General features: G+C 69.7%; 20 protein-coding genes. 15 read left to right on the forward strand and 5 right to left on the reverse strand.

Translation table 11 applies throughout. The annotated features are described in order from the left end of the window. Positions 1 to 63 precede the first annotated feature (63 nt). The 14 genes from B0I29_RS25310 to B0I29_RS25375 all read left to right on the forward strand — a co-directional run bounded on the left by B0I29_RS25310 (position 64) and on the right by B0I29_RS25375 (position 14747). On the forward strand, positions 64 to 1809 hold the full coding sequence (locus B0I29_RS25310; protein ID WP_111651546.1) for an ATP-binding protein: 1746 nt from the start codon (positions 64 to 66) through the stop codon (positions 1807 to 1809). Between the two features lie 9 nt (positions 1810 to 1818). After that, positions 1819 to 2979 carry an exonuclease SbcCD subunit D gene (locus B0I29_RS25315; protein ID WP_111651547.1) on the forward strand — a complete coding sequence of 387 codons (1161 nt, stop codon included), beginning with the start codon at positions 1819 to 1821 and terminating at the stop codon, positions 2977 to 2979. After that, positions 2976 to 5465 carry an AAA family ATPase gene (locus B0I29_RS25320; RefSeq protein ID WP_111651548.1) on the forward strand — a complete coding sequence of 830 codons (2490 nt, stop codon included), beginning with the start codon at positions 2976 to 2978 and terminating at the stop codon, positions 5463 to 5465. The genes B0I29_RS25315 and B0I29_RS25320 overlap by 4 nt, the downstream gene beginning before the upstream one ends. After that, a complete protein-coding gene (locus tag B0I29_RS25325) occupies positions 5462 to 6445 on the forward strand; it encodes a hypothetical protein (RefSeq protein WP_245972725.1) in 984 nt (327 codons plus the stop codon). The genes B0I29_RS25320 and B0I29_RS25325 overlap by 4 nt, the downstream gene beginning before the upstream one ends. Positions 6446 to 7000: 555 nt before the next feature. Then, positions 7001 to 7684 carry a sigma-70 family RNA polymerase sigma factor gene (locus tag B0I29_RS25330; RefSeq protein WP_111651549.1) on the forward strand — a complete coding sequence of 228 codons (684 nt, stop codon included), beginning with the start codon at positions 7001 to 7003 and terminating at the stop codon, positions 7682 to 7684. Continuing rightward, entirely contained in the window at positions 7681 to 8454 is a 774-nt protein-coding gene (locus tag B0I29_RS25335; RefSeq protein ID WP_111651550.1) for an anti-sigma factor, read from the forward strand. The genes B0I29_RS25330 and B0I29_RS25335 overlap by 4 nt, the downstream gene beginning before the upstream one ends. A gap of 222 nt (positions 8455 to 8676) precedes the next feature. After that, a complete protein-coding gene (locus tag B0I29_RS25340; RefSeq protein WP_181557972.1) occupies positions 8677 to 9390 on the forward strand; it encodes a COG4315 family predicted lipoprotein in 714 nt (237 codons plus the stop codon). 22 nt (positions 9391 to 9412) lie between these two features. Continuing rightward, the gene (locus tag B0I29_RS25345; protein ID WP_111651552.1) at positions 9413 to 10186 is read left to right on the forward strand and encodes a DUF4142 domain-containing protein; all 774 of its coding nucleotides are present in this window, start codon (positions 9413 to 9415) and stop codon (positions 10184 to 10186) included. Between the two features lie 40 nt (positions 10187 to 10226). After that, positions 10227 to 11441, forward strand: coding sequence for a Pecanex-like protein 1 (locus tag B0I29_RS25350; RefSeq protein ID WP_111651553.1), 1215 nt, complete (start codon positions 10227 to 10229; stop codon positions 11439 to 11441). 289 nt (positions 11442 to 11730) lie between these two features. Further along, entirely contained in the window at positions 11731 to 12615 is an 885-nt protein-coding gene (locus B0I29_RS25355; RefSeq protein WP_111651622.1) for a DNA-3-methyladenine glycosylase family protein, read from the forward strand. A gap of 49 nt (positions 12616 to 12664) precedes the next feature. Next, positions 12665 to 13237 carry a GAF domain-containing protein gene (locus tag B0I29_RS25360; RefSeq protein WP_111651554.1) on the forward strand — a complete coding sequence of 191 codons (573 nt, stop codon included), beginning with the start codon at positions 12665 to 12667 and terminating at the stop codon, positions 13235 to 13237. A 26-nt stretch (positions 13238 to 13263) separates the two neighbouring features. Then, a complete protein-coding gene (locus B0I29_RS25365; RefSeq protein ID WP_111651555.1) occupies positions 13264 to 13461 on the forward strand; it encodes a hypothetical protein in 198 nt (65 codons plus the stop codon). Between the two features lie 20 nt (positions 13462 to 13481). Further along, positions 13482 to 14405: a diacylglycerol/lipid kinase family protein gene (locus B0I29_RS25370; RefSeq protein WP_111651556.1), complete on the forward strand. Its 924-nt coding sequence runs from the start codon at positions 13482 to 13484 to the stop codon at positions 14403 to 14405. A 120-nt stretch (positions 14406 to 14525) separates the two neighbouring features. Next, positions 14526 to 14747 (forward strand): hypothetical protein, encoded by a 222-nt coding sequence (locus B0I29_RS25375; RefSeq protein ID WP_111651557.1) that lies wholly within the window; start codon positions 14526 to 14528, stop codon positions 14745 to 14747. 5 nt (positions 14748 to 14752) lie between these two features. Here B0I29_RS25375 and B0I29_RS25380 read toward each other — a convergent pair whose 3' ends face one another. From B0I29_RS25380 to B0I29_RS25390, 3 genes are all read right to left on the reverse strand, one after another. Further along, a complete protein-coding gene (locus B0I29_RS25380) occupies positions 14753 to 15259 on the reverse strand; it encodes a nucleotidyltransferase domain-containing protein (protein WP_245972726.1) in 507 nt (168 codons plus the stop codon). A 100-nt stretch (positions 15260 to 15359) separates the two neighbouring features. Next, positions 15360 to 16826 carry a deoxyguanosinetriphosphate triphosphohydrolase family protein gene (locus tag B0I29_RS25385; protein ID WP_111651559.1) on the reverse strand — a complete coding sequence of 489 codons (1467 nt, stop codon included), beginning with the start codon at positions 16824 to 16826 and terminating at the stop codon, positions 15360 to 15362. Positions 16827 to 16836: 10 nt separating this feature from the next. Continuing rightward, entirely contained in the window at positions 16837 to 17355 is a 519-nt protein-coding gene (locus B0I29_RS25390; protein ID WP_221402139.1) for an LURP-one-related family protein, read from the reverse strand. A gap of 123 nt (positions 17356 to 17478) precedes the next feature. On the opposite strand from B0I29_RS25390, the gene B0I29_RS25395 reads away from it, so the two are divergent. Beyond that, the gene (locus B0I29_RS25395) at positions 17479 to 18582 is read left to right on the forward strand and encodes an MBL fold metallo-hydrolase (RefSeq protein ID WP_111651561.1); all 1104 of its coding nucleotides are present in this window, start codon (positions 17479 to 17481) and stop codon (positions 18580 to 18582) included. A 712-nt stretch (positions 18583 to 19294) separates the two neighbouring features. Here the strand turns inward: B0I29_RS25395 and B0I29_RS25400 are convergent. Together B0I29_RS25400 and B0I29_RS25405 are read right to left on the reverse strand one after the other, a co-directional pair. Beyond that, positions 19295 to 20011, reverse strand: a complete 717-nt coding sequence (locus B0I29_RS25400; RefSeq protein WP_111651562.1) for an SDR family oxidoreductase — start codon at positions 20009 to 20011, stop codon at positions 19295 to 19297. Beyond that, complete coding sequence (locus B0I29_RS25405) at positions 20008 to 21648, reverse strand: GMC oxidoreductase (protein WP_111651563.1); 1641 nt, start codon at positions 21646 to 21648, stop codon at positions 20008 to 20010. The genes B0I29_RS25400 and B0I29_RS25405 overlap by 4 nt, the downstream gene beginning before the upstream one ends. Between the last annotated feature and the right edge of the window lie 11 nt (positions 21649 to 21659).

A 21659-nucleotide genomic window follows, 5' to 3' on the forward strand; every position in this document is an offset into this window, starting at 1 on the left:
GATGGACACCAGAAGTTGTGGACGACACATCCGAGGGGCATTTTGTCGTACACCTGAGGCACCATGATCCGGGTGTCAGACGAAACTTCCCCGGTCGGACGGGTACTAGGCACCGCGGATGCCACCCCGTTGCAGTTCTGGACGGCCGTGTCCCCGGACAGTTACCTGCAGCTCGACGATGTCGTGGTCACCAAGCGTGAGTTGCCGGACCGCGAACCGGTCACGATCGCCGGGGTGGTGACCCAGGTGCGCGCGCGGCACGAGGGCGCCCAGTTCGACTCGGACGTCTTCGCCATCGCCGACGGCACGCTGCCGGCGATGGTGCAGGAAGCGGCCGAGATCACCACGACGCGGGTCGATCCGGAGCTCTACGTCCCGCCCGCGCCCGGCGCGGTGGTCTACCGGGCGACCGGCGAGGCGCGGGACGCCGCTCTGCACTTCGACCGGATGGAGCGGCGGGTCCCGATGGGCACCGGCCGTGACGGTGTCCCGGTCTTCCTGAACGCGGACTTCCTCGACGGCACCCGCGGCGCCCACGTGTCGATCTCCGGCATCTCCGGTGTCGCCACCAAGACCAGCTTCGCGACGTTCCTGCTCTACTCGGTGTTCCGCTCCGGGCAGCTGGGCGCCGACGGCCCCAACGCGCGGGCCCTGATCTTCAACGTGAAGGGCGAGGACCTGCTCTTCCTCGACCATCCGAACACCAAGCTCGACGACAAGACCCGCGAGGCGTACGCGTTGCTCGGCCTGCCCGCCGCGCCGTTCCCGGACGTCCGGGTCTACGCGCCGCCGCGCGCCGGTGACTCGTCGGGCGCGCCCGATGTGAGCAGCCGGCTGACCGGTGTCGACTCGTTCTACTGGACGCTCGCCGAGTTCTGCGAGACCAAGCTCCTGCCGTACGTGTTCGCCGACGCCGACGACGAGCGCCAGCAGTACACGATGGTGGTGCACTCGGTCACCGCCCACCTGAACAGGTACGCCGTCCCGGCTGAGGGCGGCGTCAGCATCGACGGCAAGCGGATCGGGTCGTACCAGGACCTGGTGGACCACATCGTCGAGCAGCTCACCGACGACGAGACCCGGTCCACCTGGGCCGGCAGCGCGGTCAACATGGGCACCGTCAACGCGTTCGCCCGGCGTCTGATCAACAGCAAGCGCGACCTGTCCCGGCTGATCCGCGGCGACCTGGCCTCGCGCCGGCCGCACCAGATCAAGACCGCGGCGAGCGCCCAGGTCACCGTCGTCGACCTGCACAACCTGCCGGACCGGGCGCAGCGCTTCGTGGTCGGCGTGACGCTGAAGACCGAGTTCGAGGAGAAGGAGAAATCCGGCACCGGACGCCCTCTGCTCTTCGTCGTCCTCGACGAGCTCAACAAATACGCTCCGCGTGAGGGCTCCTCGCCGATCAAGGACGTGCTGCTCGACATCGCCGAGCGGGGCCGTTCACTCGGGGTGATCCTGATCGGCGCGCAGCAGACGGCGAGCGAGGTGGAGCGCCGGATCGTGACGAACTCGGCGATCCGGGTGGTCGGCCGCCTCGACCCGGCCGAGGCCTCCCGGCCGGAGTACGGCTTCCTGCCGCCCGCGATGCGTCAGCGGGCGCTGCTGGCCCGTCCCGGCACCATGTTCGTGAACCAGCCGGACATCCCGGTCCCGCTCTGTGTCGAGTTCCCGTTCCCGGCCTGGGCGACCCGCAAGTCGGAGTCCGGGCCGCCGCCTGCCGAAACTCTCCGCTCGATAGTCCAGGGCGCCGATCCGTTCGCCGTCGTGGGCAGCGGCGGCGGTTCCGACGACGACATCCCGTTCTAAGGTTCTGCGATGCGCATCCTGCACACCTCCGATTGGCACGTCGGCAAGGTCCTCAAGGGCCGAAACCGGCAGGACGAGCACATCAAGGTCCTGGCCCAGGTGGTCGAGATCGCCCAGGCCGAGCGGCCCGACCTGGTGATCGTGGCGGGTGACCTCTACGACACCGCGGCGCCGACGGCCGACGCGACGCGCCTGGTCACCCGGGCGCTGTCCGCGCTGCGCAAGACCGGCGCGCGGGTGGTGGCGATCGGCGGCAACCACGACAACGGCGCCGCGCTGGACGCGCTGCGCCCGTGGGCCGACGCCGCCGGCATCGAGCTGCGCGGGTCGTACCCGAAGAAGAAGGGCGACCTCAGCGATCTGCTGATCGAGGGGACCACCGAGAGCGGCGAGCGCTGGCGGCTGGTCGCCCTGCCGTTCCTCTCCCAGCGGTACGCGATCCGCGCCGCCGAGATGTACGAACTGTCCGCCGCCGAGGCCAACCAGACGTACGCCGACCTGGTGGCCCGGCTGATCGCGAAACTGAGCGAGCCGTTCGCCGAGACCGGCGTGGTGAACCTTCTCACCGCCCACCTCACGATCGTCGGCGCGAGCACCGGCGGTGGCGAGCGCGAGGCGCACACCATCATGGGTTACGCGGTGCCCGCCACGGTCTTCCCGCCGAACGCGCACTACGTCGCCCTCGGCCACCTGCACCGCACCCAGCAGATCATCTCGCCGTGCCCGACGCGGTACAGCGGCAGCCCGCTCGCCGTCGACTTCGGCGAGGAGGAGAACGTCTGCTCGGTCGCGATCGTGGACGTCTCCGCCGACCAGGCCGCCCGGGTCCGGGACGTGCCGGTGACCTCGGCGCTGACCTTGCGTACCGTGCGCGGAACCCTGGAGCAGCTGAAAACGGTGAACCTTCCGGATGCCTGGCTGCGTGTCCTGATCCGGGAGACGCCCCGGCCGGGTCTCCGCGAGGACGTGCAGGAGCTCCTGCCGAACGCGCTGGAGGTGCGCATCGACCCGGACATGCTGCCGGACAGATCAGGAAAGCGGTCGGCGGAACGCGCCGGCCGTTCGCCGCGCGAGCTCTTCGGTGACTATCTGGACAGTCGCGGCAACGCCGAGGACGGCGTCCGCGAGCTCTTCGACGAGCTCTACGACGAGGTGAGCAGCAACCAATGAGGCCACTGAGGCTCGACATGGCCGGCTTCACGGTCTTCCGTGACCCGACCACCGTGGACTTCACCGACGCCGATTACTTCGCCCTGGTCGGCCCGACCGGCTCGGGCAAGTCGACGGTGCTCGACGCGATCTGTTTCGCCCTCTACGGCCAGGTTCCCCGGTGGGGCGGCACCCGGGGGATCGGCAACGCCCTCGCGCCGTCCGCGGCCGAGGCCCGGGTCCGGCTCTGCTTCGAGTCGGCCGGCGATCGGTACGTCGCGACCCGGGTGGTCCGCCGCGACGGCCGGGGCAACGTGAAGACGGCGGGCGCCGGTCTCCAGCTGATGCCGCCCGGCTTCGACGTGACCAAGCTGGACACCGGCATGGACCTGGAGGACCTCGGCGAGGCACTGGCCGGCACCCCGGCCGAGATGGACCGGGCCGTGCTGGACGCGGTCGGCCTGCCGTACGAGCAGTTCACCAGCTGTGTGGTGCTGCCGCAGGGTCAGTTCGCCGACTTCCTGCACGCCAAGCCGGCCACCCGCCAGCAGATCCTGGTCAACCTGCTCGGGCTGCACGTCTACGAGGAGGTGCAGCTCAAGGCGTCGGAGCGGGGCAAGACCGCCGAGGCCAAGCTCTCCGTCGTGGAGCAGCAGCTCGGCCAGCTGACCGACGCCACCGACGAGGCGGTCGGCGCGGCCGCCGAGCGGCTGGAGGTGATCCGGGAACTCACCCGCGCGGTGGAGGCTGCCGTTCCGGGGCTGCGTTCTGCCCGGGAGGCCGAGAAGACCGCGATCGCGGCACGGGACACGATCGACGGGGAGCTGACGGCGCTGTCGTCCGTGCGTACCCCAGCGGGGCTGGACGAAGCGACGGGGGCGACCACCGCTGCTCGTGCCGCCGCGGAGCAGGCGGCGAAAGAGGTGCACGCGGCCGAGGAGGCCGAGGAGAAGATCCGCGGCGAGCTGGCCGCGGCCGGTGACGCCGGGACGCTGCGGCTGATGCTGGACCGGCACACCGAGCTGGAGCGGCTGGTCGAGCAGGAGGACTGGTTCGCCGGCAAGGTGTCGGTCGCCGAGGTGGAGTACCGCGACACGGCGGCCGCCGCAGAGCTGGCCCAGGCCGAGAACCTCGGCGCGCAGCAGCTGCTGGAGCAGGCCCGGCAGGATTACCGGGACGCCCAGCAGCTCGACCGGGCCGCCGCTCTGCGCGGTCACCTGGAGGCCGGGCACGACTGCCCGGTCTGCGAGCAGCCGGTCACCGTGGTCCCGGAGGTGCCGAAAGAGTCAGCGGTCCGGCTCGCCGAGGCGGCCGGCGCCGCGGCGAAAGCGGCGGCCGAGACGGCGGCGACCCGCTGGCGGGAACGCGACGCGGTGGCTCGCAACGTGGAGAGCGACCTGGAGCGCAAACGCGGCCAGTACGAGCATCACCGCTCCCGGCTGGCCGAGGTGCGTGCCGCGGTGTCCGGACTGCCCGACATCGACGCGGTCCGTGCCCGGCTGGCCGATCTCGGCGAGCTGCAGCGCAAGCTGGAGGACGCGGCCACGGCGGTCCGCGCGGCCCGCGAGGCGCACCGCAGAGCGCAGGCCGGTGTCCGGGCCGCTGAGGAACAGCAGCGGACGGCGTGGCGCACGTTCGACGCGGTCCGTGACGGCCTGGCCCGGTTCGTGCCACCGCCGGCCGACCGGGACGACCTGGCCGGCGCGTGGCAGGCCCTGGTCGGCTGGGCACGTGGCGAGCACGAGGCACGGCTGACCGCGCGGGCCGAGGCGGACACCGCTGTCGGCGCCGCGCATGTCACGACGGTCCGGGCGCACGGCGCGATCGTCGACCTCTTCACCGAGGCGGACCTCACGGTGTCCTCGGTTGACGCGGAGTCCGGGCTGATCCGGGCCGCCGCGGTGGCCGCCGAGCGGGCCGAGGCGGCCTGGCAGCGGCTGGCCGAGCGCCGGCAGCAGGCGAACGACGCGGCCGAGCAGCGTAATGCGCTTCAGCAGCAGAGCCGGGTGTCGAAATCGCTGGCCGGGCACCTGCGGGCGAACAACTTCGAGCGCTGGCTGCTGGAGGAGGCGCTGGACCTGCTGGTCGACGGCGCGTCCGGGATCCTGCGCGAGCTGACCAACGGGCAGTACGAACTGGTGCACGACAAGGGCGAGTTCTTCGTGGTCGACCACCACGACGCGGGGCTCAAGCGGGGCGTACGCACGCTCTCCGGTGGTGAGACGTTCCAGGCGTCGCTGGCTCTGGCGCTGGCGCTCTCCGAGCAGCTGGCCGGGATGAGCACGACCGCGGCCAGCCTGGAGTCGATCGTGCTGGACGAGGGCTTCGGCACGCTGGACGCGGCGACCCTGGACGTGGTCGCGGCCACGCTGGAAAACCTGGCGGCCCGCGGCGACCGGATGGTGGGTCTCGTCACCCACGTGCAGTCGCTCGCCGAACGGATTCCGGTCAGGTTCGAGGTGCACAAGGACGCGCGGACCGCGCACGTCGAAAGGGTCGGCCTGTGACCAGCATGTTCGTGGACGCGTGGGATCCCTCGTACGGCGCCTCGTACGAGGGTGGCGAGGGCGGCGGTGACGGCCCGGCGTCGTCCAGCTCGCAGCAGGTGGACGTCGGCGTCGAGGTGCCGGCCGCCGAGTGGGCGCCGATCGGCGTCTCCTCCTCGGTCCGCGCGCCCGACGTCGTCTTCCTGGTCGACGGGGTCCGCCGCAACGACGCGGGCCTGTGGACGGCCGAGGAGGACGGCACGTCGTACGCGGGGCTGGCCGCCTCGTACGCGGCCGGGGTGGTCCGCTGTGACCTCGCCCGCGGTGTCGCCGAGATGGCCGGTGCCCGGGTGGCGCGGGGCCTGTTCACCGCCAGCCCGACCGTCGGCGACCTGCTGGCCGGCACCGTGAAATACGAGGTGCACCGGGTCAGCGGCACGGGAGAGGCGAGCAAGCTGCCGGCCGCCGTGCAGCCGCCGCTGACCGCCCTGGAGATCGAGATCTCGGCGGCGGCCCGGGACGGCGGCTCGGACGGCGCCGACCTGCTGATCGTCGACGGCCCGCTCCGGAGCCGGCGTCAGCTGCCGCGCACGATCGGGTACATCAAGACCCAGCAGAAGCAATATCTCCCGGCCGCGCAGCAGGCGGTCGTGCCCCGGCTGAGGCCGGCCCAGCGGACGCCGGTCTTCAAGATCGAGACGGTCTGGGGCGGCTGGTCGTGGTACCTGCGGCTGCCCGGCTCGTCCGGTGCGCCGTGGTCCGGTGTGGTGCGGGTGGAGTGCTCGCCGGAGCTCAGCCCGGACCAGGCGATCGAGCTGGCCGAGCTGTCCGTGGTGACGCTGCCCAGGCTCGCGTCGTCGGCGTACAAGGACCCGCGCGCGCCGCAGAACCTGGTGCCGATCGCCGGTCTGGAGCGGCGGCTGCGCGGGATGCTGGGTGACGCGCGGGTGCTGCATCGGGTGCTGGCGCGGGAGACCGCGCGGACCCGTCTCACTAGTTGATCTTCCATCCCGGCCCGTGAGACCTGACGTGAGATCACCCGAAGGGTGATGGAAACTTCCTTTCCAGAACGCGCGAAGTCGGGCACCCGAGGCCGATCCAGGGTGATCGATAAAGGGGCGTTAAGGCGTCCCAGCAGCGCCATCGGGAAATGGGAGCGCTCCCGGCGACCCGGTGCACTAAAAGGTCCGACCGGCATTCCGGGGTCACCCGAACGGTTCTCGGACCCCACGTTTCACCACTTCTTACGCGGTCTCGTCAACGCTACGAAATCGTAGGTTCACGCTCCGAGATCGCGCTCTCCCGCTTAGGGGAGAATTATTCTCGGGACCATGTCTACGGTCGGTTGTCACTGAGTATCATTCCGCCTTACCTGGCGCTCGAATCGTCGTAGATCAATACGGAGGGTGATCTCCGACCGGTGCGCCTATCGTCCACGATCGCAGCGGAGGACCGTTGAGACCGAGTGTCCCGGAAAATCTCGCGCCGGCATTGATCCCGGCAGCCCTTCCCAGCCGTACTTCAGGCGACGGGGAAAGGTCCGGGCGGAGGTATCGATGCATGCGGTGGCCGAGGATCGGCTCGCGCCGGAGAGGGTGCGTGTGATGGCACGACAACACTCCGGTGGTAGGTGGCAAGCTCTCGATGGCGGCAACCACTCACGCGACGAGGGCACAGTGATCCCGCGGCAGACGCCGCGGCACGAGGCCGCTCCGAGCAGCAGTCCCAGCCACGAGGACACGCTGGTCAAGATGCTCTACGAAGAGCACGCTGGACCATTGCTGATGTTCGTGCTGCGTCTGACTGGTGGAGACCGGCAGCGCGCGGAGGACATCGTGCAGGAAACCCTGCTGCGAGCCTGGCGCAATGCGCACCGGCTCGGGGCACAGGGTCAGCAGTCACTGCGGCCGTGGCTTGTCACGGTCGCCCGCCGCATCGCCATCGACGAGCACCGCAGCGCCAACGCGCGCCCCGCGGAGACGTACGATCGGGAGCTGGAGAGCTTCCCGACCACGTCCGACGAGACCGACAAGGTCCTGCAATCGATGACGGTGTCGGACGCGCTCCGGCAGCTGAGCCACTCGCACCGGGAGATCCTGATCGAGACGTACTTCCGTGGACGGACCGTCCCCGAGGCCGCGGAGTCACTGAACCTCCCGCTCGGTACGGCCAAGTCCCGGGTCTACTACGCTCTTCGGGCCCTGCGGACGGCTCTGCAACAGCGGGGGGTGACCGAATGACACAGGAACAGCACTACGACGTCGCGTCGTACGCCTTGGGCGTGCTCGACGACCACGATGCCTCGCGGTTCGAGGACCATCTGATCGAATGCCCCCAGTGTGCGTTGGAGCTGGAGTCGTTCGTCCAGGTGGCGGACGTGCTCTCGGGGGTCGACGCGGAAGCGCTGATCGCCGCCGAGCAGTCCGAGCGCGACGGCCAGGTGCTCAACAAGATGCTCCGCGAGGTGCGTACCGAGCGTCGCCGGGCGAACAGCCGCAGGCTCTACTCGCTGGCCGCCGCCGTCGTGGTCTTCGCGATGCTGGCGATCGGCGCGCTCTTCGCCGGCGGCCGCTGGCTGGGCAACGACGCCACCGCGCCGGAGACCGGCGCGCAGAGCTCCAGCAGCCAGCTCGACCCGCTGCCGAACTCGGACGGCGTCGGCCTGGGCGGCACCGAGCTGCCCGGTAAGACGTACAGCGGGGCGGACGCGCGGACCAACGTCGCGCTGGCGGTCGGCCTGGAGGAGAAGGACTGGGGTACCCAGGTGTCCTTCGCCGTCTCCAACATCACCGGCCCGAAGAAGTGCGGCCTGTACGCCGTGCGTACCGACGGCACGGCCGAGCTGCTCGCCACCTGGGACATCGGCGACAAGGGCTGGGGCACCGCCGCCAACCCGTCACCGCTGCTGCTTCAGGCCGTCACCGGCACCGCTCGTGAGGACATCGCCCACCTCCAGGTGCAGGAGATCACGGCGAACGGTCCGGGGGACGCACTGGTTCGCGTTCCGTAACCGTACGACCACTGAAAGGCTCGGCTGCTTCGGCAGCCGGGCCTTTTTTCGCGTATGGGTCATGTCTTTACGTATGCCGCAGGTGGATGGTTCAAAGGAAATTTCTCCAAACTGATCGACCCGAATGTTCAACCGACTTCGCACGGTCTCCGTACTACTGGCCGGAAATGGCAACGCCATTAATCAGCTGGAGGACCTGTGGTACCGGAGAAGCGGAAGTTGATGGTTCTCGGCGCGGCACTCGCGGCGATCGTCGCGTTGCCTGGTTGCGCCCCGGCCGGATACGGCGAAAACACCGCGGCCGCCGACTACGGGAACGCCGCTGAGCCGGCGTCGAACGAGGTCGCCGCCACGCCTGGCGCGGCTGACGCGACGGCTGAGGCCGACCCCGACTCGACCGCCGAGGCTGACCCCGATTCGACCGAGGAGGCCGCACCGGCCGACGAGGCGAACACCCCGGAGATCAGCGAAGAGCTGACCACCACGGAGCTCACCGCCACCAAGGTGGCGAAGATGGGCGAGACCGTTCAGGACCAGGACGGCTTCGTTCTGTACCGCTTCGACAAGGACGAGGACGACCCGGCCAAGTCGAACTGCAACGGCGACTGCGCCGCCATCTGGCCGGCCGCGCTCACCAACGACGGCACGCCCACGCTGGACGGCGTGGACGAGTCGCTGGTCGGCACGGTCACCCGGGCGGACGGCACCAAGCAGCTGACCCTCAAGGGCTGGCCGCTCTACCGCTACATCGGCGACAAGAAGCCGGGTCAGTGGAAGGGCCAGAACGTCAGCGGCACCTGGTTCGTCATCACCCCCGAAGGCACCAAGAACCTGACCTGCCTTCCCAAGATCTCGAAGCCGGTCGCGCCGCCCGCCGCGGAGGACGCGGAGTCCTCGGACGAGGCGTCCGACACCGGCAGCGACTACAGCTACTGATCGAAGCAGGGAGGAGAGAGAGATGATGACCCGCCGTATTCCCCGATGGCTGGTCGGCACCCTGGCCCTCTCCCTGGCGTTCCTACTGACGCCGGCTGGGCCCGCACACGCCGATGACGCAGTCCCGATCCCCCCGAACACCGGGCTCACCGACAAGGGAGCCGGTACGGTCAGCGCCGCTGATCGGGACTTCGTGATCAAGGTCCGGCTGGCCGGCCTCTGGGAGGTTCCCGCAGGGAACATGGCCCAGGAGAAGTCCGAGAACCCGACGGTCGTCAAGATCGGCAAGGCGATCGCCGAGCAGCACGTCTCGCTCGACAACCTGGACCGCGCGGCGGCGAAGAAGCTGGGTATCAGCCTTCCGGGCCAGCCCAACGGTGACCAGCAGGTCTGGCTGAACGAGATGCGGAACGCGGCCACCCCGGCCCAGTTCGACCAGATCTTCATCGATCGGCTCCGGGCCGCACACGGGAAGATCTTCCCGGCGATCGCGTCGATCCGGGCCACCACCCGTAACGACACGGTCCGCAAGCTGGCCCAGCAGACGAACCAGTTCGTGATGACGCACATGACCCTGCTGGAGAGCAGCGGCATCGTCGATTACTCGGCGCTGCCCACCGCGGCGGCCCCGGCGGCCGCGGGTCAGGGTCCGGTTCCGATCGACAACCAGATGCTGGTCGCAGCAACCGAGGGCGGGAGCATCCCGGGCCTCAGCAACACAGTCATCCTGCTCGTCCTCGCCGCCGCACTGGTGGTCGGGGTCATCACGACCATGCGCATCTTCCGGGCGCGCTAGGTCTTCGACTCGCCCACGGCGACCATGAAAGGTGTCACCCATGCGAAGGTCCAAGTACCGGCGCGCCAGTTCCCCGACGTGGTTCAGCGGTCGGCGCCGCATCATCGCCGTCGCCGCCACGCTGGTGGCGTTCGGCGGCATCGTGACCGTCACCCAGGTCTCGAACGCCAGCACCGACCGCACCACCAAGCGGGCCCTGGCTGCCTGTGACGACCTGGCCGCCCCCAACCAGGTCGACCTCTCCACGGAGACTCGGCAGGGCACGTACACCACGAACAACGGCAAGGTCACCCAGCACGCTGACGACGGCGCCGGTGACGTGGCCACCGCGGCTCAGGTCCGCGCCCGATGCCGTACCTGGGTGATGAACAACGTCGCCAACCAGGAGGGCACCGCGGAGGCGACCACCCAGGCCCGCCGCCGCGGGAACGGCAACAACAACGGTGGCGGCAACAACGGCAACAACGGTGGCAACAACAACGGCGGTAACAACAACGGTGGCGGCAACGCCAGCGCCGCGCCGTCCGAGGAAGCCTCCGCCCCGGCTGAGGAGGAGACCACCGCGCCTCCCGCCGGCGAGGAGACCTCCGCGCCGCCGGCTGAGGAAGAGCAGCCCCCGGCCGAGGAGACTCAGCCGCCGGCCGAGGAGGAAGAGGAGACCGAGGCACCCGCTCCGGCTCCGACCGCCACGGTCCCGCCGCCCGGCGCCGGTCTCGGCATCCTCACCAACAGCTGTGACACCTCCAACCTGGAGGCGCACGACGGCTTCCAGCGTGGTGACCGCTGCGTCTCCACCGAGTTCGGTGAGGTCGGCGCGGCCGCCAACAACCCCACGCTGCTGATCACCCAGGCGCCTCGCCAGGTCAACGTGAACACCCCGTTCACGCTGCAGATCAGCACCCGGAACCTGATCCGTGACCGCTTCCTCGCGGCCGGCCAGGGTGGGTACTACGTGGAGAGCAGCGTCCTGCAGAACGGCCTGGTCCGCGGCCACTTCCACACCGCGTGCCGGATCCTGCAGAGCACCAACCAGGCGCCCGCCCCGGAGCCGGTCCCGGCGTTCTTCGTCGCGACCGAGGACAGCCGCGGTGGCGCCCAGCCGGACACGGTCTCCATCCAGGTGCCGGGTCTGCCCGAGGCGGGTAACTTCCAGTGCTCCTCGTGGGCCGGTGACGGTTCGCACCGTACGCCGATGATGGAGCGCGCCAACCAGACCCCCGCCTTCGACTCGGTGCGGATCCGCGTTCGCGGCTGACCGTACGACCACCTGAACGCGGAGCACACCGCCGCACGGCTGCGCCGGACCGGATTTCGGTCCGGGACCCCCCTTCGGCGCAGCCGGCCGTCCTCTCCCCTGCTGGACGGATCAACGCGACGGGCCGACCGGCCACCACCGGAAGGCACTCCGCACTGGGTGACCGGACCTTTCTCGGGTGTCCGGTTCACCGCCCGATGGCCCTGACCCCGGAGCAAGGTCAGGGCCATCGGCCTGCCCATTTACCGGCGGCTGGTGGGATAGTTGCCCGGTGACCGTGACCCGCCGGATGACGCCGCCGGAGCGTTATGCCTTCGGCGCCTCGGTGCGGCCGCTGCTGGTGCCGAAACATGACCCCTGCGGGATGCTGCGGGACGGTGAGTTCTGGTTGTCCGTGCGTACCCCGGAAGGGCCGGCGGCATTGCACCTGGCTCGCGCCGCGGGGGATTTGATCGCGACCGGCCATGGGCCGGGAGCGACGTGGGTCGTCGACCGCGCCGACGCGATCGCGGGGCTGCGGGACGACCTCACCGGATTCGACGAGATGGCCGCGGGAAATCCGCTGGTGAGCCGGCTCGCGAAGACGTTCGCCGGTGTGCGGCTGCCGGCCACCGGGCAGGTCTTTCCCCGGTTGCTGCGGGCGATCCTGGAGCAGAAGGTCACCGGCAAGGAGGCGCACCGGTCATACCGTGCGATCTGTCGGCATTTCGGTGAGCCGGCGCCCGGCCCGGCCGATCTCGTGCTGCCGCCGGATCCCGCCGCGATCGCCGCCTCGGCCTATTGGGTCTTCCATCCGTTCGGCGTCGAGCAGCGGCGCACCCAGGCCCTGCTGCGCGCCGCGGCGGTGGCCGCCCGGCTCGACCGCTGCGCGGACCCGGCCGAGGCGACCACCCGGATGACCGCGCTGCCCGGCATCGGTCCGTGGACCGCGGCCGAGGTGGTGCGGTACGCGTTCGGCGACCCGGACGCGGTCAGTGTCGGCGACTTCCACATCCCGAACACGGTGGCCTGGGCGCTGGCCGGTGAGGCGCGAGGCACCGACGAGCGGATGCTGGAGCTGCTGGAACCGTTCCGCGGGCATCGCGGCCGGGTCTGTGACCTTTTCGCCCTCGGTGGGATCGGCGCGCCGAAATTTGGCCCCCGGATGCCGGTGCGATCCTTCGCCCGATTCTGACTGACTTTTTGTGCGACGTTCAGCCTGCTGAGGACATAGGCTGGCGTCCATGACAGCGTCGTCTAACGCCTATGAATATCTGGACAACGTCGGCCCTCAGCACAGCGAGGAGGCCCGGCTCGCGGCGGTGCGCCGTTATCGCATGGTGGACCAGCCGGTCGAGGACGCGTACGACCGGATCGCCTTCGTGGCCGGCGCCATCTTCGAGACGCCGATCGCGACGGTCTCCCTGGTCGAGCAGGACCGGGTCTGGCTGGCCGCGTGCCAGGGCCTGGCCGGTGTCCGCGAGGTCGGCAAGGAGCCCGGCCTGTGCGCCTCGGTGATCGCCCAGGACGACGTCTACGTGATCAACAACGCGGCCGTCGACCCACGCACGCTGGATCACCCGCTGGTCCGGGGCGAGCTGGGTCTGCGCTTCTACGCCGCCGCGCCGATCCGCACCCACGACGGTTACCGCCTCGGCACGGTCAACGTGATCGACAGCCGGCCGCGGGACGCCAACACGCGTCAGCTCAAGGCTCTCGAACACCTGGCCTCGATCGTCGCCGACGAGCTGGAGCTGCGTCTCATGGTGATCCGCAGCGCGGCCGCCGAGCAACGGATGCGCGACACCGTGAACTGATCTTCAAATGTGGGTACTAGGTGGGCATGATCTGGAACTTTGCCCGCAAAATCATCCTGACCGCCATTCTCGTCCCCCTCGGCGCGGCCGGCGCCCGCAAGCTCAGTGACACCATCGAGCGTCGTCGTGGTGCCAGCCGCGGCACCCGTTTCCTGCGCCAGGGCGCGGACACGTTGCAGAACACCTTCGGCCGTAAGAAGCGCAGCCGTTTCGGATTCCGCTGATTCTGGGTAACGGCGGCGATATGCGTACCCCCCGCAGAATCGCCGTCGTTGCTCACCAGCGGAAGACCCTCGGAGGAGGGCTCGACGAACTCCGCCGATGCATCACCGGCAAGGGCGTCGACGAGCTGCTCTGGTTCGAAGTGCCGAAAAGCCGCAAGGCGCCGAAGCAGGTTCGCAAGGCGATCAAGGCCGATGTGGACCTGCTGGTTGTCTGGGGCGGTGACGGCATGGTCCAACGCTCGCTCGACACCCTTGCCACTGTCAAAGGCGGCAGCAAGATCCCGGTGGCGATCATGCCGGCCGGGACCGGGAATCTCTTCGCCGGCAATGTCGGCATTCCCACGGACCTCGCCAAGGCGGTCGACATCGCCTTCACCGGTGACCGGCGCCGCTTTGATCTTGGACTGCTGGAAGGCGAGCACTTCGCCGTGATGGCCGGCGTCGGTTTCGACGGCGCGATGATCAAGGATGCCGACGGGGCTCTGAAGGACCGATTCGGCAAGCTCGCGTACGTCTGGACCGGCATCCGCCACGTCAACGGCGAAGCGCCCCGGGCAAAGATCAAGGTGGACGGCGTCGACTGGTTCGACGACGAGGCCAGCTGCGTGCTGATCGGCAACGTCGGCACGATCACCGGCGGCATCGAGGCCTTCGACGGCGCCTCGCCGGAGGACGGCTGGCTCGACGTCGGTGTCGCGACCGCGCAGGGCGCACTGCAGTGGGCCCGGGCGCTCGGCACGATGGCGGTCGGCCGCTCGGACAACTCGCCGTTCGTGCGGACCACGCGGGCGCGGCGGATCGACGTGAAGCTGAAGTCGCCGCTCGAATACGAGCTTGACGGCGGCGCCCGCGCCAAGACCCGCAAGTTCACCGCGTCGGTGGTGCCGGGCGCGGTCACCATCTGCGTCCCGGCCGTTGCGTCCGACGATTCGAGTGACCAATAGGCGACAGATAGGTTCGTAGCCGTCTGTACTCGGGCGTTTCTTTCATGTCGGTATATCCCCTGGATTGTTCTGGTGGCTCAGCCCAAACTGGCTGTCACCGCACAATCCAGGGGGTTTTTGATGTCGTATCTGAGCGTGGCGCTGACCGCCGGCGGGTTGCTGGTCGTCGCGTACCGGATGGGTCGTGTGCACGCGGCCTGGCACGAGGTGCACGCCGCCAAACACGGTGTCCGGCAGAATCGGCGGGTGGCGTGGGCGCACACGGCCCGATTAGCCGCCGGCATAGCGGTGACGTTGACGGGTTTGCTGGTGGCCGGCTTCGAACTGGCGCTTCTCAGGTAAAGGTTTTACCTGAAGGCCTCGGGCAGCGGGATTCCGAATCGCGCGCAGAGCAGCGGCACGTCATGCCGATCGGCGGCGCGGGGCGGGTAACCGGTGTGCCAGCGGACCGCCCACTCCGGATCCTCGCAGCGCACCGGCCGGTCCGCGATCACACCCCGCCCGGCCAGCGCCGGCGCCGGGAACGTCAGTCCGTCCACAGCCGAGCCGTAGTGCAATTGCCCGTCATCGAGCTGCTCGTAGAGATGCAGATCGACCCGGGTGCTGCCACCGTCGTGCAGCACGAAGTTCCACGGGCGGTCGCCGGGCCACGGGAAGACCCGGTCCACGCCGCGGCCGGCGAACGCCCGGAACGCCCATTCGAGATGGGCCGCCGGCAACCAGAGGTCGAGATCCGCGTGCTCGCGGGTCTGCTCCTCCAGAAGCGCGTCTACGCCCCAGCCGCCGCCGAGGCAGACGTCGACCCGGTGGGCGTCGAGTGCTTCTAGCAGATCTGTCACCCGTACGGCCGTCATGACGTGCCGCCCCGCCATCCGGCCTCCCGAGCTTCGATCAAGCGCTCAGGAAATCGCAAGCGGCCCTCGCCGGGCCATCCACCGTTCGGCCACCGCGGTTTTACAGTACGAACGCGTCCGTCCACAACTGCCGCGACCGCCCCGACAACGCCTCCATGAGACCCACCGCCTGGCTGTCGGTGAGCCCGGCGACGAAGTCGACGACGGCTCGGCCCCGGGCGCGGCTGAGGCGTTCCGGCGTACCGATCGGCAGCTCGGCCTCGGCCAGCTCGACGAGGTCGCGAAGCCGGCGGGGGAGGCGCTGCTCCTCGTCGGGATCGGTGAGCCAGGCCAGCAGCGCCTCGACCAGCGACGCCAGCAGGCGGGCCTGGCCGCGCTGGTGCAGAGCAAGGTCGGGGCGTTCCAGGACGAAGCGGTTCTGCACGAACTTGAGGATCTGCACCTCGTGCCACTGGGCGCGGGACAGCTGCACGTGACCGCTTCTGATCGCGGGCTGGCCGATCAGCTCGATGGAGTCGACGAGGCGGCGGGTCCAGTTCGCGGAGAAGGCGGCCACCCGGGCCTCGGCCTCGATCGATCCGTCGAACGGGCGGGCCAGCAGGCCGTCGACGAGCTCGGCGCGGACCAGCTCGACGGCTCCGGCGAAGGCGTCGTCGTCGGCGATCCAGCTGTCCTTGCGATGCAGCTGGCGGCGCAGCGACTCGATGGCGCCGCCGGCCCGGTTCAGATCAGTCTCGGCGCCCCAGCGCTGCCAGGCCATCAGCTCGGTGGCGACAGCACCCTGCTGGAGTACGCCGACCCGATGCACGTCCTCAAGATCGTGGATGGCGTACGCGATGTCGTCCGCCGTGTCCATCACCGATGCCTCGACGGTCTGCTGCCAGTCGGCAACCCGCCCGGCGAAGGGCGCCCGCGCCGCCCGCATGTCGGAAATTTCCGTGGAATACGCCCCGAACTTCAGCGACCCGCCCTCCGGATCGTCCGGAACCACGGCGGCTCCGCGCGGCGCCGGGTCCATGAAACGCGGGTGCGGATCGGGGTGCTCACGCCGGGTCCACGGATATTTCAGAATCGCGGCCCGGACGGCGTTCGTCAGGTTCAACCCGATCGTCGCCTGGCCCCGGACCTCGGTGCTCGTCACTATCCGGTACGACTGAGCGTTCCCCTCGAATCCGTCCTGCAGCCGCAGCCGCTGACGGGCGAGCCGGTCGAGAACCCGCTCACCGAGGTGCCCGAACGGCGGGTGCCCGAGATCGTGCGCCAGGGCGGCGGCCTCGACGACGTCCGGGTCGCAGCCACCGAGCTTGTCGGTCAGATCCGGGTGTGCGGCCTGAACCCGCTCGGCGATGGCCCGGCCCACCTGAGCCACCTTGAGGCTGTGGGTGAGCCGGTTGTGCACCAGCAGGCCCGCCCCGCCCGGACTGATCACCTGAGTGACGCCGGCGAGGCGGGCTAGGAACGGCGAACTGACGATCCGGTCCCGGTCCACCCGGTAGGGGTTCGACGCTAGGTCGCCGGGGGCGACGAGACTGTCGCCGAAGAGGCGCTGAGCACGGGGATCGTCCATCCGGTGCAGGTTACCGGGACTGCAGCGCGTCCAGTGCGACGGCCATCGCCACGACCAGGCGACGGTCCAGGTTCGGGTCGGTGATGGTGACGTGGAAGCGGTCGCGCAGACCCCACTTGCGGACCACCGAGAACCCCGGGCGTTCGCCGATGGTGAAGTCGAAGTGGTACGGCAGCCAGGAGAGCGAGTCCACGAAACGTCGCAGGATCGCCACGAACATGCTGCGTTCCTGGCCGGTCATCTCGCCGTACCCGGGCTGCTCCAGCACCCAGGTGGAACGCAGCAGCGACGCCGCGAAGCTCTTCTTGAACAGGCCGATCGGCTGGCCGGCCGCGTCCGTCACGTCGTAGGTCGCGCCCAGGTCGATCCGCTGGCGCGCCTTGAAACCGAGCAGCGGCTGCTGCTTGGTGTCGTCGGTGTAGAGGGTCACCTGCTCCTTGAAAGCGAGCCGTTTCTGCTGGGCGAACGCCAGCAGGCCGGCCTCCTGGCCGTCCGGCGACGAGGCGTGGATCTCGTACTGGTTGACCATCAAACGGATCCGCTGGCGGACGATGAGTTGCTGCTGAGACTGAAGGGTGTCGAGCGTCACGGCGTGAGTGTTTCATGGTGAACGTGGTGGTCGCGCACGGCCGCGGGCCGTCAGACTGGTCACATGGCGAAGCGAACGCGTACCCGTACCGTTATGGCTCTGGCCCTGGGCGCCGCGGCGGTCTGGGCCGCCCGCGACCTCCCCGCTCAGCTCGGCGCCCGGGCGAGCGGCTCCCGGCGTACCCGGGTCGAGTCGTCCCCGCAGTACTCCGGCGGCAAGTTCCGAAATACCGTCCCGGCGACGATGCTCGCCGCCACGTCGATGCCGAAGGTTTTCGCGGCCACGCTGACCGGCCGCGAGGCACGCCATCCGCACCAGCCGATCCCGGTGGTCGAGCCGGCGCCCGGCCTGGACGCCTCCGGCCTGCACGTGACCTGGTACGGCCACTCGTCCGCGCTGGTCGAGATCGAGGGCCGGCGGATCCTGCTCGACCCGGTCTGGAGCGACCGCTGCTCCCCGTCCCGCCTCACCGGCCCGCGCCGGCTCCACGAGCCGCCGCTGCCGCTGCGCGAGCTGCCGCCCCTCGACGCCGTGGTGATCTCCCATGATCACTACGACCACCTCGACATGGTGACCATCCAAAACCTGGTGGACCTGCAGGCAGCGCCGTTCCTGGTGCCGCTCGGCGTCGGCGCCCACCTGGAAAAATGGGGCGTTCCGGAAACCCGCATCATCGAGCTCGACTGGAACGAGAAAGCCAAGGTCAACGGCATCGAGCTGGTCGCGACGCCGGCCCGCCACTTCTCCGGCCGAGGCTTCAGCCGCGACGAGACCCTCTGGGCCAGCTGGGTGATCAACGGCCCGACCCGCAAGGTCTTCTACTCGGGCGACACCGGCTACTTCCCGGGGTTCGCCGACATCGGTGCCGAATACGGCCCGTTCGACGCGACGCTGGTGCAGGTCGGCGCCTATGGCGACGCGTGGCCCGACATCCACATGCTCCCGGAGGACGGCGTCGCCATGCACGTCGACGTCCGCGGCGGCCTGATGATCCCGGTCCACTGGGCGACGTTCAACCTGGCCCTGCACGACTGGTCCGAGCCCGCCGACCGCACCTGGAACGAGGCCAAGGCCCGCGACGTCCAGCTCGCGATCCCCCGCCCCGGCGAGCGCGTCGACGTCGACAACCCCCCGCCGGTCGACGGTTGGTGGCAGCAAATCTCTTAGATCCATTTCGCAGCGGGGTGGTGGGTACAGACCGCTGCTCCCGCCGAGGGCCCGGCCCGGGTTCGCTGACGCTCCCCAGGCCGGGCGACCTGCGTAAATGGTTGCGCCCTTTTTCCTGTCACCCCCGTGCGAACCCACAAGCACCCCCACCCACCCGCCACCACCAAACCAACCGCAACCACAACCCGGCCCCAAGCGTCCCCGGCCCCAAGCGTCCCCGGCCCCGAGCGTCCCCGGCCCGAGCGTCTCGGCCCCGAGCGTCTCGGCCCCGAGCGTCGGCCCGAGCGGCCCGGCTTGTGCTTGCGGCAGTTTTTCGGGTGTGCGAGCGACCGCGAGCGCAAGCCGTGGTGGGCGCGGGGGCGAGCCGTACGCCAGACATGTCATGAGGCTGCGATGACATGTCTGGCGTACGGCTCGCGGCCATCAGCCGTAGCTCAGACACCTCATAAGTGCCCGATGACATGTCTGAGCTACGGCTCGCCCCGCGGTCGGGCTCGCGCCGGCGGTCGGCTTGCCCCGGCGGTCGGCTCGCCCGGCGGCCAGGTTCGTTTGCCCGGCGGGCCGACGGCAACACGCCGTGAGCCCTCCGACGATGCGTGTCGAGTTAGGGCGCGGATCGCACCTGAAGTCGACACGGGTGGGCGAGTTTCGGTGTGCGTGTCGAGTTGGGGTTTGATACGCGCCCCAACTCGACACGTAATCGGGTGGGTGGTCAGAGGAGCAGGCCGCCTGTGGCTCGGATGTTCTGGCCGGTTACCCAGGCGGCGTCCGGCGTGGTGAGGAAAGCCACGACCCCGGCTATGTCGTCGGGAGAGCCGATGCGGCGCAGGGCCGTCATGGCGGCGGTCTGGCTCAGGGACTCCGGGGTGTTCGTGGCGTGCAGCAGGTCGGTGTCGGTTGCGCCGGGGGAGATGGTGTTGACCGTTATTGATCGGGGGCCAAGTTCACGGGCGGCCACTGCGGTGAACTGTTCCAGGGCTGCCTTGCTCGCGCAGTACATGGCCAGGCCCGGCCCGGGGATCGCGGTGTTCAGAGTGGAGATGTTGATGATCCGGCCTGGGGAGCGCAGCAGCGGGATGGCCGCTTGGATGGCGAAGAGCGGGAACTTCGCGTTGATCGTCATCACCCGGTCGAAGACGGCCGGGGTGAGGCTCTCGATCGGGCCCGGGTCGGTGACGCCGGCATTGTTGACAAGGATGTCCAGGCCGTCCCGCACCGGAGCGAAGATCGCCGGCAGCGTGGTGAGGTCGGCCTGGTCGCAGCGGACCGCTTCGGCGCCGGTCTCGTCCGCCAGGGTCGCGGCTGCCTGATCCGCCGCGTGGTAGGTGAACACGACCCGGGCGCCGTCCCGGACCAGCCGACGGACCACGGCCCGGCCGATCCCGCGCGAGCCGCCGGTCACCAGCGCCGTCTTGCCGGTGAGGATCACAGGACGCGGAGGCGCAGGGCGGCCGGCGCGTGAGCGGGTACGGCCGGATTACGGGGCGCGATCGGCTCCAGCCTGCGATATTCGTCGCCGGCCGAAGGGCGCTGGTCCGCGTCGCCCTTGTTGGGCCAGAGCGCGATCGCCCGCTCCGCCATCGCGGTGATGGTCAGCGACGGATTGACGCCGAGGTTCGCCGGCACCGCCGAGCCGTCCACGACGTGCAGGCCGGGATAGCCGAAAACCCGGTGGTACGCGTCGACAACCCCGGACGCAGGCGAATCCCCGATCGTCGCCCCGCCCAGGATGTGCGCGGTGAGCGGGATGTTGAAGATGTCCCCGACGGTCCCGCCCGGGAAGCCACCGATCCGGTCGGCGATCCGGCGCACGGCCTCGTGGCCGACGGGTATCCACACCGGGTTCGGCTCGCCGTGCCCGGCGCTCGTGGTGAGCCGGCCACGGCGAGTACGCCGAACCGTCAACGAATTGTCCACCGACTGCATGACCAGCGCGATGATCGTCCGCTCGCTCCACCGCCGCACCGACAGCGAATGCGCCAGCACGACCGGGTGCCGCAGCGCCTGCCAGAGGAACCGCAGCGGCCGTGGCACCCGCCCGCCACCGTCCACCAGCAGCGTCGAGAGCAGACCCATCGCGTTGCTGCCCGGCCCGTACCGAACGGGTTCGATGTGGGTGTCCGGATCGGGGTGGAACGACGAGGTGATCGCGATCCCGGAGGAGAAAGGCTGCGCCGGCACCTCCTTCACGGCGGCACCGAGCAGCGCCTCCGAGTTGGTCCGGGTCAGCTGACCGATCCGGTCCGACAGCCGCGGCAGCACCCCGGTGTCCTTCATGGCGTGCAGCAGACGCTGGGTGCCGAGCGCCCCGGCGGAGAGGATCACGTGGTCAGCGGTGAAGAGACCGTTGTTGGTCTGGATCCGCCAACCACCCTCCGCAGGATGAAAACGGGAGACCACGGTGTCCGGGTGCACCACCGCCCCGGCCCGCTCCGCCAGGTACAGATAGTTGACGTCGAGCCGGTTCTTCGCGCCGACCTTGCAGCCGATCATGCAGTTGCCGCACTCGACGCAGCCGGTGCGGTCCGGCCCGGCGCCGCCGAAGTACGGGTCGGGCACGGTCTTGCCGGGTTCGCCGAAGAAGACGCCCACGGGCGTACGCCGGAATGTGTGCCCCACGCCCATGTCCTCGGCGACCTGCTTGATCACCACGTCGGAGGGCGTCATGGTGGGCTGCTCGGTGACGCCGAGCATCCGCGACGCCTGGTCGTAGAAGACGTCGAGCTCGGCCGCCCAGTCGGTGATCCCGGCCCAGTTCGGGTCGGCGAAAAACGGCGCCGGCGGCTTGTAGAGCGTGTTCGCGTACACCAGTGATCCACCGCCGACCCCGGCCGCGGAGAGCACCATGATGTCCTTGAGCAGCGTGATCCGCTGCATGCCACGCATACCGAGCCGCGGGGCCCAGAGGAATTTCCGCAGGTCCCAGGAGGTCGTGGGCAGGGTCTCGGGGGTGAAGCGGCGGCCGGCTTCGAGCACGCCGACCCGGTATCCCTTTTCGGTCAGGCGCAGGGCGCTGACGCTGCCGCCGAAGCCACTGCCGACGATGACGATGTCGTAATGCGTCATCGTGTCACCTA

The organism is Actinoplanes lutulentus, assembly GCF_003259845.1.
GTDB lineage: Bacteria > Actinomycetota > Actinomycetes > Mycobacteriales > Micromonosporaceae > Actinoplanes > Actinoplanes lutulentus.